The following is a 16,036-nucleotide window of genomic DNA, read 5'->3' on the forward strand; positions in this document are numbered from 1 at the left end:
CCGTTTCCTACACCAACGTCGCCAGTTCAGCCCTGGCCGCCGCCAGACGAGTCCGGAGGCGTGTCGCGACGCTCGGACGCCTCTCGCACCTCCTGCGACTCGGTGGCAGTCGGGGACCCGACAGTCTGGGAGGCCTCGGTGCCGGGCTGGGCCGCGGTGGCCTCGCTCGAAGCAGCGGCGGCCGCCTCACCCGACGGAGCCGCGACGGTGACCTCGGCCGAAGGAGCGACGGTTGCCGCACCCTCGCCAGGAGCCTCGGCAGTGGTGGCCTCGGCGGACGGAGCCACAGCAGCGCCCTCGGCGGCAGGCGTACCCGCACTGGTGGCAGTGCCCTCGGCGGACGGAGCCCCCTCGGCGGCGGTGGCTTCAGCGGAAGGCGCCACGGTGGCAGCCCCCTCCGTCCCCGGAGTCGCGGCAGCGGCGCCCTCGGCCGAAGGCGTCGCACCCGGCGCGGCACCCGCCTCACCGGCGCGGTTGCCACGGCCGCGACGACCGCGACGACGACGGCGGCGGCGCTTGCGCTCGCCCTGGGCGGCCTCGCCACCCTCGGCGGCACCCTCCGGCCTGGCCCCGCCGACGAACGCGGTCGCGGCCTCCAGGTCATCGTCCTCGCCCTCGTCGTCCTCGTCGCCCTCCTCGTCCTCGCCCGCCTGCTGCACGGGCGCGGGGGCCGGCGCGGCGAGCGGCGAGCCCTCGGTGGCGGGGGTCGCGGACGTGGCCTCGGCGGCCTCGGACACCTCGGAAGTCGCCTCCGCCTCGCGGGCCTCGCGGGCCTCGCGCTCGCGGCGGCGCTTCTCGCGCGGGCGCTCGGGGGTGGCCTCCGCGGAAGCCTCCTCGCCCTCGCCTCGGGCCTGCTTCTCGCGCTGACGCTCCTCGCGGCGCTTCTGGGCCTCCTCGGCGTCCAGCTTCGCGGCCTCGAAGAACTTCTCGTCGACCTCGTACAGCTCCACGCGGGTGACGGTGACGGCCGTCTCCGCCTCGAGGAACTTCTCGCCCAGCGCGTCACCGCACCAGAGCATCACCAGCGAGCCGCTGGCCTGCGCCTCGGTGCGCGCGTCACCGCGCACGTCGCCCGCGCTCACCAGCAGGCCCACCTGCGCCGAGTAGTGGCCCAGGTCGCGCCGCAGCTCCTGCACCGTCTTGCGGTCGATGGCGGGCACGCCCTTCAGCATGCGCACCGCGTAGCGCAGCTCCACGCTGCCCTCGCGCTTGCGCGCCGTGAGCAGCGGCCCTTCCTTGGACCGCTTCGCCACCTTCAGCTCGCGGAAGCCCAGGCCGTGCATCATCTTCACGACGGACTTCTCGAACGTCCCCACATCCAGCTCGCCCAGGCGCTTGCGCAGCCCGCGCGCCACGGCGCGGCGCGCGTCCTTGAGCGTGGTGCGCAGCGTGGTGAGCAGCGCGACGTCCACCGTCGGCTCCGCGGCGGCCGCGGCGGCCGGCTTGCCCAGCACGGGGCGGCCCGCCTCCAGCGGAATGCCCAGCGCCTGCGCGAAGGCGGCCTGCAGCTCCAGCGGCGGGGCCTCGCTCGGCGCGCCAGCGCGCTCCAGCGTCACCTCGCCGGTCTCCTTGTTGAAGGAGTACTGCGGGCGGCGGCCGGCGTCGATGCGGCGCTGGTTGTCCTCCAGCAGCGCGGTGAGCACCGCCTCCACCGTCGTCTCCTCGGCACACAGCTCCTTGCCCCGGGCGCGCTCGATGAGCTGCTCGGTGCGCAGCGCGATGCCCTCTTCGCTGAGGATTTCGAACACCACCTCCGGCAGGGGCGGGAAGCGCTTGCGGCGGCCCCCCCGCTCCTCCTCCTCGTCGCGGCGGCGCTTGCGCTCACTGCCGCGGCCCGCCACCCGCACGTTGTCCACGCGCGGCTCCGGATGGCGCTCCGCCGGACGCAGCGGCGGAAGGTCCTCTTCCGGATGCGGCTCGATTACGCCAGTCTGTGCCAGGGCCTCCGCATCCTCGGGAATCGACCAGTCCACCAGCGCGAAGGTGTCCTTCGCCGTGACAATCACCTTGCGGTCCCTCGTGCGGCGCGCCATGGCTGCGAGGCGCGACAGCATCGTCACCTCAGGCGTCTTGCCCACGTGGGAAAGCAGGCTCTGCTGGATGGACTTCTCAGTGATTTCGAGAAAATGGAGGGGACGACCTTCGCTCTCCAGGACACGGAGCGCGGCCTCGTAGAATGTCATCGAGTATTCCCCAAGAATTCCGAACGGTTACAAAAATGTAGGTCCGTATGGGTGGCGGATGCTAGCCATCGCTAAACTGGCTTGTCAACGAACGGAAGAAGCCCATTAGAAGATGACTCGCATACGCATCGGACAGCGTTGGAAACGCGAACCCGCGACTTCCCCGCTCGATTCCATCGCACTGGAATTGGACGGGGTGGACCTGCTGTCCGGGGCCGTGGAGGAGTCCTTAGCAGAAGTAGTGCCCGCCCTGGTGCGCTCCGTTGCGGCCATCTACGGCGGGCGACAGCGGTTGGCCCAGGTCTCCCTACCCGAGGCCCACCTGGAGCTGGTGCTCCGCCGGGTGGGTCCGGAGGTGGAGCTGCTCGTGGCCAGCCTCGCCCGCCCGGCCCGGCTGCTACGGCCGCCGGTGCGCGTGGAGGTGGAGGAGCTGGCCGAGGCCGTGCGGGAGGGCGCCGAGCGGTTCCTCGCGGACGTCACCCGGGTAGCCCCCAAGGCGCTCTCCGCCTCCCTGGCCCAGGCGCTGGGCGAGCCGCTGAAGACCCTGCGCCGCTCCGCCCGGCCGCCCGAGGAGCCGCGCGCGAAGCCGGCCACGAAGCGGGTGGAGCCGCAGGAGGTCCCCGGCTTCGGCTTCGAGCTGCGCGATGTAGGCGTGCCCGCCGGCCGGGCGAGCGACCGGGGCACCGCCGGCACACTGGCGCCGCTGCTGGCCGGAGGCGAGGTGTGGCTGTCGCTGCCGGGCAAGCCCCAGGCGTGGCGGGTGCCCGGGCCACCGTTCCTCTCCGTGCTGGAGCTGTCGCGCCAGGCGGTGGAATTGGCCCGCGCGGTGGAGCTGGGCGAGGAGCGCTTCGAGCTGGCCCCCGCGGGCGCCAGGCCCGTGCTGCTGCTGGACCTCAAGGCCGGCAAGGCGAAGCCCGGGCGCCCCGGCACGCCCTTCCCGCTCGACGCCAAGGCGCTCGCGGGCGCCCTCTTCCACCTGGGCGAGTCCCTGGCCGCGGCCTTCGTGGAAGAGGACCGGACGCAGGTGGGCAACCCCTACCTCGTGGAGCTGGCGGAGCGCTGCCGTGAAGGCCTGTCGCACCTGCGCGGCGCGGTGCAGCCTCCCGAGGCGCAAGGCGCGGCGCGCGAGAAGAAGGCCCGCGCGGGCCGGGGCACGTCGAAGCCGCTGAAGGTGCCGGGCCGCCTGCGCCGGCTGCGCTTCGACCAACTGTGGGAGAAGCGCGGGCTGTCGGATTCCGAGGAGGCGAAGCTGCTGCTGGGCCGGCACGGGCCGGTGTACTGCGCGCCGCAGCTCGCGGCGGCCTTCTCGCGCAAGGACGGGGCGCTGCTGTGGAAGCGCGCGGCGCCGCTGGGCGTGGCGGCCTCCGCGGACGGACACGCGGTGGCGGCGGACATGACGCGCGTGTACGGCTTCACCGGCCGGGGCGCGGGCGCGCGCTGGCTGCACGACCACGACGGCATTCCGCTGGGCCCGCTGCTGCTGCGCAAGGACGGGCTGCTGCTCACCCTCTCCGAGGACCGCACCGTCGTCGCCTTCGCCGAGGCCACCGGCCGCGAGGTGTGGCGCCTCGCTCCGCCGCGCACGCAGCGAAGCTGGCTGGCCACGCAGGGCCACCGCGCGCTGGTGGGCACCGACTCGGGCTACCTCTACGGGCTGGACCTCACCGACGGACAGGTGCGCTACCGGATGCGCGCGCCCATGCCCTTCCACTGCCCGCCGGTGGCGTGGGGCCGGCGCTTCCTGTCCATGCTCGGGCGCGGCTCGCATTGGGTGGTGCTGCTCGCGGACGCACACACCGGCGAGTCCGTGTGGACGTACGAGCCGGACCTCACGCACCTCTCCGTGCCATTGCCGGTGGGCCCGCGCGTGTTCCTCGCCGGAGAGCGAGAGCGCGACGGCGTCCTCGTGTGCCTGGACTCGAAGGGCAAGCGCGTCTGGGAGCGGCCCCTGAACCTGGGGCCGGGGCCGTACGCGCTGTCGCCGCTGTCGCGCGCGGTGGTGGTGACGAGCCCCTCCGGCGCCGCCGCACGCGTGGCCGCCAACGGCACGGTGGACTGGCGCGTGGGCGCCGCGGGTGAGCCGCTCATCAACGCGCTCCCGGCCCGCACCGCACGAGGCGTGACGCTGGTTCCGGGCGAGCGCGTGCGGGCGGTGGACCCTCGCGGCGGACAGGTGCTCGCGGAGGTCCGGGTGGGCGTGGGGCTCGTCGCGCTCCAGGCGGACGTGCGCCTCAACCTCTACTTCCTCGACGACACCGGCACGCTGTCCGCATACCGGCTGGCTTCCCACTTCACCGTGGTGGAGTAGGCGCGGAGCTTCGTCTCCGCGCCCCTCCCCACCCGGCGGCTACTCGCTCTTCGCGGACTTCGCCGGGTCGATCTCCTCCTCGGGGCGCTCCTCCTGCGTCGCGCCCTCCCACGTCTCGCCGGCGCCGAGCTTCCATTCGGCGGGCACGTCCAGCTTCCACACGTACGTGGACGCGGCGTTGCCGCCCGAGCCGCTGTGCGAGGAGACGTTGATGGTCATCTCCATCTTCGCCACCTCGTTGGGCATCAGGTCCAAATCGTAGTGGCCGAGCACCATCTGCGGGGGGAACTGGGGGATGTAGCGCTCCGGGAAGTCCACCTTCATCGACGGGTCGCTGCCGCGCATCTCACCGAGCAGCTTCCCCTTCGCGTCCGTGAGCTTCCACACCGTGTCGAACGAGGCGCTGGTCAGCATCTTCCGGACCTTGCCCTCGTCCTTCATCGAGCGCTGCGCGCCCCACAGCACGAGCTGCAGGCGCACCTGCGGCTTGCCCATCACCATGGTGACGTCCGAGGACACGATGTCCAGGCGCATGCCCTTGTCGGTGGCCGTCCACACCGGGCGGTAGCGGCCCTCGCGGAGGCTGTCGAACACCTTCTTCGTGTACTCGTAGAAGGCCTTCTTGTCCGCGGCGCGCTCCTCCTTGCCGCTGCTCTCGCGCTTCTCCAGCTCGTCCAGGTAGCCGTCGAACTTCTTGTTGCCACCGAACTGGGTCAGGTGCGTGTCCACCTGGTCGAAGTACGCCTTGAAGAAGGGCGTCAGCTCGTCGCGGTAGGTGGCCTCGTCCGGGTTGGAGCGCATCCAACCGACGCGCTCGAGGTACTCGGCCAGGATGCGCTGGGCGTCCGCATCGCGCTGCGCGTCCCTCGCCTTGGAACTGGCGCTGCGGTAGCTCATGACGGCGGCGAGCAGCACCCCCGCGATGATGACGATGACTCCGAAGTAGCGCTTCACGAGCTGACTCCTGTGCGTTGGAGCCGGCAGTGATATGAAAATTCCCCAACGTGATCCAGGCCACCGGCACCCACCTGTTCGCCGTGCCGCTTCCCTTGGAGGAGGGGGAGCTGCTGGGCAATCCCCAGGTGGCCTGGGAGGCCTACGGGGAACCGTCAGACGGCAAAGCGGTGGTGCTGCTGCACGACGTCTCGCACTCGCATCGCGCGCTCGGTCCGGTAGAGGACGCTGCGTATCAGCCTTCCGGGTGGGCGCGTGCGCTCGTGGGCGAGGGCCTGGCGTTCGACCCCGCCAGCACGCCCGTGGTGGTGCCGGGCCTGCTGGGCAGCCCCTTCGGCACGACGTCTCCGGCGTCCGCGGACCCGGGGACGGGCGAGCGCTGGGGCCTCAGCCTGCCCCCGCTCACGGTGCTGGACATGGCGCGCGGAGTGTCCGCGTTGCTGCGCGCGCAGGGGCTGAAGCGGGTGCGCGCATTGGTGGGCGTGGGCCTGGGAGGCCAGGTGGCGCTGCGGCTGGCGGCGCTGTTCCCGGACCTGGCGGCGGGCGTGGTGACGCTGGGCACGGCGCGCGCGCTGCCCGAGGGCGTGCGCGAGAAGCTGGGCTTGTCGTGGCAGCTGCTGCGCGCGGACCCGGACTTCCGCGAGGGGCTCTACGGGCCGGACACGCTGCCGCGCAAGACGATGCGCCGGCTGCGGCTGGACTTCCAGAAGCTGCTGTTCGGGCGCGAGTACCTCGCCTCGCGCTGGCCGGACCCGGAGACCGCGCGCGTGGCGCTGGAGGCCGAGGCCGACGCGTTCGCGGAGACGTTCGACCCCGTGTCGTGGGCCACGCTGTGCTCGGCGTACGCGGGCTGCGACGTGGCGGACTGCTTCCCGCATATCCGCGCGCGGGTGCTGCTGGTGGCGGGCTCCACGGACGCGCTCGCGCCCGTGAATCGCGTGCGGGACACGTACCACCTGCTGAGCGCGGCGGGCGTGAGCGCGCGGCTGCTGGAGCTGCCGGGCCCGGGAGACCACGGCGCGCTGCTGTCGGACGCGGACCGGCTGCACGGCCCGCTGAGCGACTTCCTGCGGCGGTGCTGACCTCGCGCGTCTACTCGCGCGGCGTCGGGCCGGAGAGCTTGCCGCGCAACGCGCCCACGAGCATGCCGATGGCAATCTCGTTGTTGCCGCCGTGCGGGATGATGATGTCCGCGAAGTGCTTGGACGGCTCCACGAAGCCCATGTGCATGGGGCGCACGTGGCGCAGGTACTGCGTCACCACGTGGTCGAAGTCGCGGCCGCGGTCCTTGATGTCGCGCGTGAGGCGGCGAAGGATGCGCAGGTCGTCATCCGCATCGACGTAGATCTTCACGTCCATCTCGTCCCGCACCTCCTTCATATGCAGGACGAGGATGCCCTCGATGAGGATGATGTCGCCCGGGTCCACGCCCATGGTGCGCGGCTGGCGGGACGAGGTGACGAAGTCGTAGACGGGCTTCTGGATGGCTCGGCCGGCCTTCAGCTCGCGCAGGTGCTTCACGAGCAGATCCGTGTCGAACGCATCCGGATGGTCGAAGTTCACCTCACGCCGATCCGCGAGCGGGAGGTCCTTCAGGTCCCGGTAGTACGAGTCCTGATCGATGAAGGCCACGCGGCAGTCAGCCAGCGCCTCGCGAACCTTGCGAGCGACGGTGGTCTTGCCGGACGCGGTGCCGCCCGCGATGCCGACGACGAGGGGGGACGCCATGGCGGCGGCACGTACCCCACTGAACGGGTCAGTGCAAGGCTTCGGTCCAATTCCCGACGTTTTATCCCCGGCGGATCAGCCCGCGCCCCTGGGCCTCGGCCAGCAACCCGGCGGGTGCCTCCTCTACCGGCACGGCTCGCAGGGCGAGCTTGCGCAGCCACTCCGTGAGAGCGGGCGGCGTGGTGAGCACCTCGAAGCTCCCTCCCCCTCTGCGGCGGACGAGGAAGTTCCATGGCCCTGGCGCCGGCCGGCGAGCCACCTGCGCCAGAGACTCCAGGCCGGACATCTCCAGCGAACCACAGGCCCACGCACGGGCCGTGAGGTGCCGGCGCACGGCGCGAGCGGCGAAGACCAACTCCGACAGGTCCGCCGGGAGCGCACCCGGCCGTACGTCCTCGGCCAGTCCCACCTGCCCTGGACCGGGCGCCGGCAGCGGGCGGAGGAAGAGCGTGGGCAGGAGCATCTCCAGCGCCAGCGCGGCGGAGGCGCCTTCGTCGCGGTGCCCGCGCAGGTACCGCATGGCCCACCGGGAGAAGACCTGTCCCAGCGAGCGGCCCGTGCCGCCGAAGAGACCGCGGTACTCGGGCGAGCTGGTAAAGGCGGCCAGTCCCTCGCGCGTTCCCGCGACGAGCAGGCGCGTGAGCGGCCACTCCTTGTCCAGCACCTCGGCAATCACGGCGAGCCGGAAGTCCTGGTCCGCCTGCGTGCCCTCCACATCGTCCACCGTGGGCGCGGGGCTCGAGCAGTGGCCCGCGTCGAACAAGTCCCACGGGCGACTGTCTCCCGTCAGCGGCAGCACGGTGACTTCGCGAGGCGCGCGCAGTGACAGCGCAGGCCGTGGCCCCGCGGGCACGAGCTTGCGCAGACGACGCAGCGAGAGGAGTGCCACCTCGGACGGGTGCCCGTCTCCTTCGAAGGTGACGGCGCGCAGCGAGGGGCAGCGCGGCACGAGAGACTCCAGCAACGCGAACAACTCCTCGCGCACCGGCTGCGTGTGGTCATCCACGTAGAACTGACGCGAGCCCCGGCGAGTCACCACGCCACCGGCGATGTGGATTTCGACGACCTTGTCCAACGGGAAGCCATCGAGCCCCGTCTCCAGCGGCAGGCCCGCGGAGAGCTGATGGCTGAAGAGGTGGCCCAGGTCCAACAGCAGCGGCAGTCCCGTGCGCGCGTGCAGCCGCGCCATGAAGTCCAGCACGTGCCACTCACCGCGCCGAGCGAGCACCGCGGGGTTCTCCAGCACGAGCGGCACGGAGAGGTGCTTCTGCACATGGAGCGCATGCGCCGCGCAGTCGATGAGGCCCGCCTCGTTGAACGGCGGAGTGAAGTACAGGTAGCCCGGGAAGGGCTGGCCGCCCACGTGCCACCAGCCCACGTCATTGCCCACCCACGGACTGCCCACCGCGCGTGCGTGCGCATCGAGCTCCGCGAGCACCGACGCCGGCTCCAGCTCCGGTCCCCAGAGGTTGAGGTGCACGGGATGGAAGAGCACCGGCACGTCTTCGCGGCGGCGCCACATCTCCGGGAACAGCGATGCGTGCGCGCGTGCTTCATCGAGCGACAACGGCGCGCTGTACTCGACGAAGTCGAGGAGGCCCGGAGACGCATCGAGCAGCTTGTACGGTTGAGGCACGTCCGCCGTGCTCAGGTTGCTGCTCAGCCCCAGCCCGCGCCAGGGCAGCGTCCACATGTCGGCTTCCACGTACGTCATTCCATCAACGTAGACGCGCTCCGCTGACACCGCCACGGTGGAAGCACTTCACCTGTCGGATTGCAGCGCGACAGCGCGTGCTTCTTCGGAGTCACGGCGAGCAGCCGGGATGGCGGTGCAGTCCCCTCCCCCTTCACACCTCGCCGCGGAGTCCACGCCATGCCGTGAGGTCGCGGGAACCTTTTCGCGCGTGCCGCTGTCGGAAGCCTTCGCGATTCGGAAACACGGAGGCTGCGAATGAGGCGGATGCATCAGGCCGTCATGGGAGTCGTGTGCGCGCTCGCGCTCGGGAGCACGGTGTCGGGCTGCCGTTCACGGGAGGACAGTGAGCAGGCCGAAGCACAGCGGAACTACTTCATCGCCCCGGCACAGAAGCAACGGACGGAGGGGCGCATGGCATCGCAGGCGCCCCAGGTCGATGCGCCCCCGCCCGCCGAGAGCGCGGCAGCCCCCAGCAGCGCGGTATCCGGAGGCACGTCCGCAGACCCGATGCTCCCCTTCGAAGCCTCGAAGAAACCCGCGCCAGCGCCATCCGGCATGCCCATGAAGGCGACCAACGGAAATCTCGGCGGGCTCGGCCTGAGTGGCACTGGAGCTGGCGGTGGAGACCTGCAGGGGAAGGGCCTCGGTCTGAGCGGCAAGGGCTCCGGAGGCGGTGGCATCGGTGGCATCGGCACGAAGGGGCGCGGTGGCGGAATGGGCTCCTACGGCGCGGGCGCCTCCGGTTACGGTTCCGGCAGTGGCATGGCCGCCTCGTCGAGCCAGTCCGCTGTGATTCTCGGGGGCAAGCTCGCCGGCCCTTCGCCCAAGGGCCAGGTCGTGCAGGCCGAGCCGCCCTCCTCCGGCGAGGGCTACCGCGACTACGGCGTGAATCCCTTCGTCACCGCGTCCGAGGACCGGCTGTCCACCTTCGCCGTGGACGTGGACACGGCGTCGTACACGCTCTCACGGCGCAAGCTGCTGGAGGGCTCGCTGCCTCCGAAGGAGACCGTGCGCGTGGAGGAGTTCCTCAACTACTTCCGCTACACGTACCCCGAGCCCGCCGCGAGTGATGGCCCGCTCGCCGTGCACCTGGACGCCGCGCCGTCGCCATTCACGCCGGGCCGTCACCTGCTGCGCGTGGGCGTGCAGGGCCGCCGCCTCTCCATCTCCGAGCGCAAGCCCGCGCACCTCACCTTCCTCGTGGACGTGTCCGGCTCGATGCAGTCACCGGACCGGCTGCCCCTGGCGAAGCGCGCGCTGCGGATGCTCGTGGACAACCTGCGTGACGGCGACACCGTGGCGCTGGTGACGTACGCGGGCAACGTGCGGCGCGTGCTGGCGCCCACGGGCATGGAGCAGAAGGCGCTCATCCACACCGCCATCGAGGACCTGTCCGCGGGTGGCTCCACCGCGATGGCGTCCGGCATCGAGCTGGCCTACCAGGAAGCGATGAAGACGCTGGATGGCGGCTCCGTCTCGCGCATCGTCATCCTCTCGGACGGCGACGCCAACGTCGGCTCGACGAGCCACGAGGAAATCCTCAAGCGCATCCGCGGCCACGTGAAGGAGGGCATCACCGTCACCACCGTGGGCCTCGGCATGGGCAACTACCAGGACACGATGATGGAGCATCTCGCGGACCAGGGGAATGGCAACCACTACTACGTGGACTCGCTGCTGGCCGCGCGCCGCATCTTCCAGGAGCAGCTCGGCGGGACGCTGGAGGTCATCGCCCAGGACGTGAAGCTGCAAGTCGAGCTCGACCCCGCGCAGGTGTCTCGCTACCGGCTGGTGGGCTACGAGAATCGCGACATCGCGGACCGCGACTTCCGCAATGACCGCGTGGACGCGGGAGAGATTGGCTCCGGGCACACCGTCACCGCGCTGTACGAGGTGGAGCTGAAGCCGAACGCGGGCGAAGGCCTCGCCACCGTACGCGTGCGCGCGAAGCGGCCTCGCGGCGAGTCCGCCACGGAGCGCGCGTACCGCTTCCCCGCCGGAGCCCTGGCGACCCACTTCAAGGACGCGAGCGCCGACCTTCGCTTCGCGACGGCCGTCATGGGCGCGGCGGAGTTGCTGCGCCGCAGTCCGCATGCGGACCGCTGGAGCTTCGAGTCCGTGCGCGAAATCGCCCGCGCGGCCACGCCCGCCGGCAACGCCGAGCGCGAGGAGTTCCTCTCCCTGCTCGAAAAGGCCCGGCCCCTGCTCCGTGGTGTCGCGGCGCGATAGTCCTCCCTACGAATCAAGCCGGTCCGCCGGAATCACCCCCTGCTCAATCGCGAGCGCCCGCAGCCGCGCCTTCACTCGCTGGAACTGCTGGCGCAGCGCCGTGGCGCGGCGGTTCAGCGCATCGCGGGTGACGGGCTCGTCCGGCTCGGCCATCACCCGGGCAATCTCCGTCCAGGCCAGCCGCTGGTCGACGCGCAGCATGAGCAGCATCCGCTCGTGCGGCTCCAACTGGTCACGCAGCGCGCGGAACCGCTCCTTCACCGCCGTGCGCCGCCAAGGCTGCGTATCCGTGCGCTGCCGCTGTGCCTCGTTCGCTCCCGGCTCGCTCACCGGCTGCTCACGCGAGGCCGGCGTGTGGAGCTGGTGGTAGCAGGCATTGCGTGCCAGCCGGTAGGCCCACGTCCGGAACGAGCTCTCCCACCGGAAGCCCGGCAGTCCCTTCAGCAGATTCTCGCTGAAGAGGCTGAAGGCATCCTTCGCCATCTCCGGGTTGTGGAGCACCGACGCCATCAGCCGGCGGATCTCCGGCCCGTAGGCGCGCATCGCCAGCTCCACCGCATTCCCGTACTCTCCTCGCAGGCACTGCGCGTGGAGCTGCGCCTCCACCTGCTCGCGCGCCGCGGCCGCTTCGTCGCCCGCGCCCTCTTGCATCGTCGGAGATGTCATCTCGTCACGCTCCTGCTCTGCTCCCCGACGGTATGAGTGCCCTCGTGCGCGCCGTGACGCGGACTCACTCGTGCCCGGTCCCTTCACGCAAGGGGCGCCGGGCCCTCCGCCTGAGCGCCCGGTACCAGCGGCATCTCCACCTGCGGACGGCCGACCCGGCGCTCTCGCACCAACCTGCCGTAGCCCAGCGCCCCCTGCTCCTCCGCCACGCGCAGTGCCCGCGCGAAGGCCTCACGCGCCTCCGCCTCCCGTCCGAGGCCGCGCAACGCCTCCGCTTCCAGCCCCCGCAGCATCACCTCGTAGGAGAGCTCGTGCGTCGACTCGGCCCGCTCGAGGGCCTCGCGCACCGCGCTCAGCGCCTCCTCCGACTGCCCCAGGATGAGGTGGATTTCCGCCAACATGCCCAGGTCATGCGGCAGGCCCGCCTCGAAGCCGGAGCGCCGCCACTGCGCCAGGGCGGCCTCCATGAACGCCAGCCCTTCGCGCGCGTTGCCCAGCATCGACTGCGCCCACGCGCGGATGAGCGAGGCCCAGCCGAGCCACAGACGGAAGTGGTGCTCGCGAGACAGTGCGATGTTGCGGTCGCACAGCTCCAGCGCCTCGCGTGGCTCACGCCGCAACTGGCACGCGAGCGACACATACAGCAGCGCGAAGCCCGTGGTGTTCGGGTGGCCGATGTCCATGGCCAGGCGGAGGGCCTGGCGCCCGTACTCGCGCGAGCGCTCCGGCGCGTCCACCACCGCCTGCACCACCGCCCCGTACGCCAGCGCCGCCACGCGCGGGTTGACCCAGTGCTTCACCGCGAGCGCCTGCTGCTGCTCCAACCCGAAGTCGGAGAACGCGAGCGCCAGCTCCACATGCTCCAGCGCGGCGCGCACCTTGCCCCAGGTGAAGAAGTCGGTGGCCATCATCCGGTAGCCCAGGGCCAGCAGCTCCTTCTGGCCATGGCGTCGACCCAGGCGCACCAGTCGCTCCGCCAGCTCGTGCGCCTCGTCCCACCGCGCCCGCGCGAAGGCGTGGACGTACGACACCCAGTACGGCGGGTCCAACCGCGGCAGGTCCTCCTCCAGCTCGCGCATCAGTGCCCGCACGCGCGTGTACACCTGCTCGCCCTCGGCCGAGTGGTAGCCCTGCACCTGCATCAACGGCTGTTCCAGCGCGATGAGCAGCTTCAGCTCCTCACCCGCGCGCTCGCGCGTGGACGGCAGCGTGCGCAGCAGGTCCACCGCCTGCCGGAAGTGGCTCAAGGACTCCACGTTCGCCGAGCGGTGGCTGGCCAGCTCGCCCGCGCGCGCCCACCAGCGCAGCGCCGCCTCCACCTGCCCCGACTCCGCGTAGTGGCAGGCCAACAGCTCCGGCTGCGCGTCCGACACCTCGGGGAACTGCTCCGCCAGCACGCGCGCGACGCGCCGGTGGTACTGCCGCCGCTGGTGCCGCGGCAGCGAGTCCGAGGCCGCGTCCTGGATGAGCGCGTGCCGGAAGATGAACCGGGGCTCCGTCCCCTCCTCGGGTAGCAACAATCCCTCCTCGACGAGCCCGGCCAGGTCCTTGCGCAGCGCCCCGTCCGTCCGGCCCGACAGTGAGGCCAGCAGTGCGTGCGAGAAGCTGCGCCCCACCACGGCGCACAACTGGGCCAGCTCCTTCTGCGACGCGGGCAACCGGTCCAACCGCGTGAGCAGCAGCTCACGCAGCGACGTTGGCACGGACGACGCCAGCGCGCGCGGCGGCCCGCGCTCCACGTCGGGCTGCTCCACCACGGTGCGCGTCAGCTCCTCCGCGAAGAGGGGGACGCCGTCCGTGCGGGCCACCAGGCGAGCCACCGTCTCCGAGGGCAGCCCCTGCCGTCCCGCCGCCTTGCGCACCAGCTCCCCGGCGATGGCGGCCGGCAGCCGCTCCAGCGAGAGCCGCCGGATGCGCGAGCTCACGGGCCAGGGCGGGCGGAAGTCGGGGCGCGCGGTGAGCAGCAGGCAGGTGCGTACGCTCGGCAAGCGCTCCAACAAGACACCCAGCAGCTCCAGCGTGGACGGGTCCGCCCAGTGCAGGTCCTCCACCTCCGCGAGCACCGGTCGCTCTTCCGCCAGCCGCAGCAGCAGGGCCGTCAACGACTCCAGCGTCTCCTGCTTCAGCCGGTCCGGCGTGTAGCGCAGGTGCGGCACGCCCCCTCCGCCGGACAGGCCCACGAGACCGGACAGCACCCACGTGCGCTGATGCCCCAGGCCGAGCGCGCCCAGCCCCGCCTCCAGCCGCGCGCGGTGCTGCGAGGGCGAGTCTTGCGTGTCCAGTTGGAGCAGGTGGCGCAGCAGGTCGATGATGGGCGCGAAGGCACTGGTGCTCGCCTGGGGCCAGCACTGACACCGCAAACGGAGCGCGGTGAAGGGCGGCACGCGCTCGCGCACCTCGCGCAGCAGGCGCGACTTGCCCATGCCCGCCTCGCCGGTGATGAGGCCGCACACGCCGTGCCCGCTCCTCGCCTGCTCCCACCAGCCCAGCAGGCATTGCAGCTCCGCGCGCCGCCCCACCAGCGGAGTGAGCGGCCGTGCCACGAGTTTGCGGTCGAAACGGCTCGCCGCGCGGCGCGGACGCAGCACCTGGTGCAGTGCCACATCGCGCACGCCGGACAGGCCGGTGAAGCGCATGGGCTCCGTGGGCTGGGTGATGAAGGCGCCGCGCACCAGCGCCAGCGTGGCGTCGCTGACGTACACCGTGGCCGGCTTCGCCTGCCGCGCCATCCAGGTGACCATGCGCGGGGCCTCCCCCTGGATGGACGTCCCGTCCATCACCACCATGTCCGTGTGGATTCCCACCTGCAGGGCCACCTCACGCCCAGGAGGGAGCAGCAGCGACTCCTGGAGCGCGGGCGCCAGGGCCGTGGCCACGCGCAGCGCCGCGTTCACCGCGCGCTCCGAGTCGTCCTCGCGAGCCACCGGGTGGCCGAAGCAGCCGAGCACCTCCTCCCCCACGCACAGCACGACGGAGCCCCCGTACTCCTGGATGACCTCGGAGCAGCTCCGGTGGAAGGACGCCTCCAGCTCGCTCACGTCCTCCGCGTCGAGCCGCGCCGTCAGCCCCTCGACGTCCGCGAGCCGGCACGCCACCAGCGTCACCTGCCGCCGCTGCGGCGCGGCGATGCGCGACATCCGGTGCCGGGGCGCCAGTCCCTCCTCCACCTGCCGCAAGCGCTCGCGCAACTCCACCGCGGAACCGAGCCGCTCGTCCGGCGACTTCGCCAGCAGCGACGCCAGCATCCGGTCCACCGCCTCCGGCAGCGCCGACACGCGCTCGCGCACCGAGGGCGCGGGGTCCGGCGACGTCACGCGCGCGCGAATCTCCTCCGGGTTGCCCGTGTACGGCGGCTCGCCGGTGAGCATCTCGAAGAGCAGCACGCCCGCGGACCACAGGTCCGTGCGTGCGTCCTGTGCCTCGCCGCGCCACTGCTCGGGAGACATGTACGGGGGCGTGCCCGCGGTGGACAGCGACACGTCGGGCGGCGCGCTGGCGGCGGCGAGCCACGCGAGGCCGAAGTCGAGAATCTTCACCACGCCCTTGCGGGTGATGAAGACGTTGCTGGGCTTGAGGTCGCGGTGGACGATGTGGTGCTCGTGCGCGTGCGCCAGCCCCGCGGCCACCGCATCCAGAATCTCCATGGCCCTGCGCGGGCCGGGCCTCCCGCGTCGCAGGAGCGCGGACAGGGACTCGCCCTCCAGGCACTCCATGACGAGGAAGGGGACCGGGGGCTCACCCGGCTCGCTGCTCCACACGTCCACGTTGAAGATTCGGACGATGTGCTCATGGTCCAACTGGGCAATCGCCCGCCCCTCCTGCCGCAGGAGGGCAATCATCGGCGCCTCGGCGAGGGACTCGTGCGGAATGAGGAACTTCAGCGCCACCAGCCGCTGCAGCACCTGGTCCCTCGCGCGGAAGACCTGCCCCATGGCGCCGCCGCCCAATTCCTCCAGCACCTCGTAGCGCCGGCCATCGCGGTCTCCCAGCCGCATGCCCGGCACGGGCAGGCGGGGGGGCACCGAGGCCCGCGCCACGCGGCGCAGGAAGGTGTCCTCGAAGTCCTCGCGGTCGAGTGCTTCCAGGTCCGGGTCGTACTCCGGCCTGGAGCCCTCGCGCTGTCTGTTGTCACCAGTCCAGTCTGGCATCGCCGAATTCCCCCCGGCACGGCTCGCGCCCGGCGCCGCCCCGGTTCACGTTAGGAACGGTGTCCGGGCACAACAAGGAAACGCATGGTGGCTGCCCTGGCCGTCCTCCCACGCACGGGGGCTC

9 protein-coding genes are annotated in these 16,036 nt (G+C 71.8%); 3 read left to right on the forward strand and 6 right to left on the reverse strand.

From position 1 onward, the window contains the following. Positions 1-26: 26 nt before the first annotated feature. The gene (locus ACVTJA_RS30505; RefSeq protein ID WP_465825028.1) at positions 27-2,183 is read right to left on the reverse strand and encodes an HTH domain-containing protein; all 2,157 of its coding nucleotides are present in this window, start codon (positions 2,181-2,183) and stop codon (positions 27-29) included. A 112-nt stretch (positions 2,184-2,295) separates the two neighbouring features. Between ACVTJA_RS30505 and ACVTJA_RS30510 the strand changes: the two genes are divergently transcribed. Beyond that, positions 2,296-4,491 carry an outer membrane protein assembly factor BamB family protein gene (locus ACVTJA_RS30510; RefSeq protein WP_465825029.1) on the forward strand — a complete coding sequence of 732 codons (2,196 nt, stop codon included), beginning with the start codon at positions 2,296-2,298 and terminating at the stop codon, positions 4,489-4,491. A 39-nt stretch (positions 4,492-4,530) separates the two neighbouring features. Here ACVTJA_RS30510 and ACVTJA_RS30515 read toward each other — a convergent pair whose 3' ends face one another. Beyond that, a complete protein-coding gene (locus ACVTJA_RS30515; protein WP_465825030.1) occupies positions 4,531-5,445 on the reverse strand; it encodes a hypothetical protein in 915 nt (304 codons plus the stop codon). A 50-nt stretch (positions 5,446-5,495) separates the two neighbouring features. Between ACVTJA_RS30515 and ACVTJA_RS30520 the strand changes: the two genes are divergently transcribed. After that, entirely contained in the window at positions 5,496-6,527 is a 1,032-nt protein-coding gene (locus ACVTJA_RS30520; protein ID WP_465825031.1) for an alpha/beta fold hydrolase, read from the forward strand. A gap of 10 nt (positions 6,528-6,537) precedes the next feature. Here ACVTJA_RS30520 and udk read toward each other — a convergent pair whose 3' ends face one another. After that, a complete protein-coding gene (gene udk / locus ACVTJA_RS30525; RefSeq protein WP_465825032.1) occupies positions 6,538-7,173 on the reverse strand; it encodes a uridine kinase in 636 nt (211 codons plus the stop codon). A gap of 61 nt (positions 7,174-7,234) precedes the next feature. Then, entirely contained in the window at positions 7,235-8,887 is a 1,653-nt protein-coding gene (locus ACVTJA_RS30530; protein WP_465840549.1) for an MbnB/TglH/ChrH family RiPP precursor modification enzyme, read from the reverse strand. A 237-nt stretch (positions 8,888-9,124) separates the two neighbouring features. Between ACVTJA_RS30530 and ACVTJA_RS30535 the strand changes: the two genes are divergently transcribed. Next, on the forward strand, positions 9,125-11,098 hold the full coding sequence (locus ACVTJA_RS30535) for a vWA domain-containing protein (protein ID WP_465825033.1): 1,974 nt from the start codon (positions 9,125-9,127) through the stop codon (positions 11,096-11,098). 6 nt (positions 11,099-11,104) lie between these two features. On the opposite strand, the gene ACVTJA_RS30540 is transcribed toward ACVTJA_RS30535, so the two are convergent. Continuing rightward, positions 11,105-11,764 carry an RNA polymerase sigma factor gene (locus ACVTJA_RS30540; protein WP_465825034.1) on the reverse strand — a complete coding sequence of 220 codons (660 nt, stop codon included), beginning with the start codon at positions 11,762-11,764 and terminating at the stop codon, positions 11,105-11,107. A gap of 83 nt (positions 11,765-11,847) precedes the next feature. After that, positions 11,848-15,912 (reverse strand): protein kinase domain-containing protein, encoded by a 4,065-nt coding sequence (locus tag ACVTJA_RS30545; protein WP_465825035.1) that lies wholly within the window; start codon positions 15,910-15,912, stop codon positions 11,848-11,850. Positions 15,913-16,036: the final 124 nt, after the last annotated feature.

It is taken from the genome of Pyxidicoccus sp. M6, assembly GCF_055568925.1.

What these genes read in the sequence shown, in the direction of transcription:
- udk (WP_465825032.1), bottom strand. Translation starts at nt 7,173, where the DNA reads ATGGCGTCCCCCCTCGTCGTCGGCATCGCGGGCGGCACCGCGTCCGGC.
- ACVTJA_RS30510 (WP_465825029.1), top strand. Translation starts at nt 2,296, where the DNA reads ATGACTCGCATACGCATCGGACAGCGTTGGAAACGCGAACCCGCGACT.
- ACVTJA_RS30545 (WP_465825035.1), bottom strand. Translation starts at nt 15,912, where the DNA reads ATGCCAGACTGGACTGGTGACAACAGACAGCGCGAGGGCTCCAGGCCG.
- ACVTJA_RS30535 (WP_465825033.1), top strand. Translation starts at nt 9,125, where the DNA reads ATGAGGCGGATGCATCAGGCCGTCATGGGAGTCGTGTGCGCGCTCGCG.
- ACVTJA_RS30505 (WP_465825028.1), bottom strand. Translation starts at nt 2,183, where the DNA reads ATGACATTCTACGAGGCCGCGCTCCGTGTCCTGGAGAGCGAAGGTCGT.
- ACVTJA_RS30540 (WP_465825034.1), bottom strand. Translation starts at nt 11,764, where the DNA reads ATGACATCTCCGACGATGCAAGAGGGCGCGGGCGACGAAGCGGCCGCG.
- ACVTJA_RS30530 (WP_465840549.1), bottom strand. Translation starts at nt 8,887, where the DNA reads ATGACGTACGTGGAAGCCGACATGTGGACGCTGCCCTGGCGCGGGCTG.